The following is a 1671-nucleotide window of genomic DNA, read 5'->3' on the forward strand; positions in this document are numbered from 1 at the left end:
AGCAAAGTGGCGAGGTACTCGAGATCGCTCATCAACTCATGATGCCCTACAACAGCGGACTCTAGAACCAGCACCCGACGACGTTCACAATTCAGCTCCAGCCACGCAGTCCACCCATCTTTGACAACCCGTGACCAACCGAAACAATCCACTCTGGTTTCGAGCATCCAAAGCGGCACGCCGACGCCGGACAACGCATGCCTAGTTCGATGACTTCGTCCACTCAGACCCCGGCGGGTCTTCAGGCGAGGACAGGTGCGGTGACTGCAGCCGCTTCAGAAAAGGAATGCAACGTTTGTTCAATCGCTTCCTGGGGACGAGGCTCCGAGCTCGCGGCGACGGAATACGTCCTCGACCAGACACCCTCGCTGGGCCCGGTCCTCAGCCCTGATCGAGCGCCACATAAGTGTCAGCGAAGTCGCGGTGGGCAATCGCCTGCGGAAGCGCGCGGCGCCGATCACAGCGTTCGATCTCGACCGACGCCGACAGCAACTGCACCTTGACCGCCAGTCCGAACTGCAACCTCAACACGGCACCGCGGTGCTCGGGCACCTCGCTGATCGCCGAATCCCACACCAGTCGCCCGTGGCTGTGTATCACCGGACGCTTCATCAGATCCAACACCGTTTGCTCGGGCGTCGTCACCAACACCGGACCCAACTCGGTACGGATGCGCTCCGCATCCAAGCGTGTGGTGTCTCGCACCACGAACCGAACCACCGCCTGCCGATCCGCCGCCTGCCGATCCGCCGACCGAATCGGGTCATGTCGCGTCGGGACTGCAATCACCGCCGTCGCCAACGCTCGCGGAATCACACCGTGCAATCGGGCTGAGCTGACGCCCATCACGACAGCGTCATCGAGACCGTACGCCGCAACCGCGATACCGGCCGCCGCAGCCTCCAAGCCAGGCATCCACTCGGTCCCGACCCGGCCGTCGGGCACCGCGCCACTTAGAAACCCGTCGCCACCCGATGGAGCAGACCGAAATCCGCCAGGCGCACAAGTTCGGCGCGCGGATGCGCGTACGTCTCGGCCGCCGTGGCGGCTCGGTCCATCCGCATCGGGAGGCGAGCGAACTCCGGAGGTAACCCGGTCTGACGGCGTCGAACATCGCTTGTTGCCACATCGCCTCCATTGAGTATCGAATACGTAGGCTCCAAGCCCACGAATCCCGCGCCGCGCAGCAAGGCAACTCCGGGCCCCGGCCACGACCGGGCCGGCAGCGACGAGCACCACGGGACTCATTGCCCGGTACTTTTCGAAAGGTGCAGAATCCCGTCGATTCGCCGAAGTATCGGGCACTCCTGCCCACACACGCCACCCAGCTGATCAAACGACAAAGGCCCCAACCACTTCAGGTGGTCGGGGCCCTCTCGCTGGAGCCTCCTAACGGGATTGAACCGTTGACCGCTCGCTTACAAGTATGTTGCGAGACAACCAGATACGTCCGCATGGAACCACCACATCCACCCTGACCTGCGTCAATCGTCCAGGCGGTACCACCCGAATCCAGGTCCGTTCGTACCAACTTGTGACACGCTCGTGACACCGAGATTGGTCTCGAAAGACCGTGTGTACCGTGGTGACTCCGCCTGAACACACGGCGGTGTGTCGCGCTCTGAGCGCTCCAGATCGCGGCTTTCGCTCCACGTGACGCCCATGAACTCC

The 1671-nt window shown here is 63.0% G+C and carries 2 protein-coding genes; both read right to left on the reverse strand.

Annotation, left to right across the window (positions count from 1 at the left end):
* Positions 1 to 381 precede the first annotated feature (381 nt).
* A complete protein-coding gene (locus A2J03_RS31430) occupies positions 382 to 915 on the reverse strand; it encodes a type IV toxin-antitoxin system AbiEi family antitoxin (RefSeq protein ID WP_231912327.1) in 534 nt (177 codons plus the stop codon).
* A 38-nt stretch (positions 916 to 953) separates the two neighbouring features.
* A complete protein-coding gene (locus tag A2J03_RS31435) occupies positions 954 to 1127 on the reverse strand; it encodes a hypothetical protein (RefSeq protein WP_231912328.1) in 174 nt (57 codons plus the stop codon).
* Positions 1128 to 1671 lie beyond the last annotated feature (544 nt).

Source organism: Rhodococcus sp. EPR-157 (genome assembly GCF_001647195.1).
Taxonomy (GTDB): Bacteria; Actinomycetota; Actinomycetes; order Mycobacteriales; family Mycobacteriaceae; genus Rhodococcoides.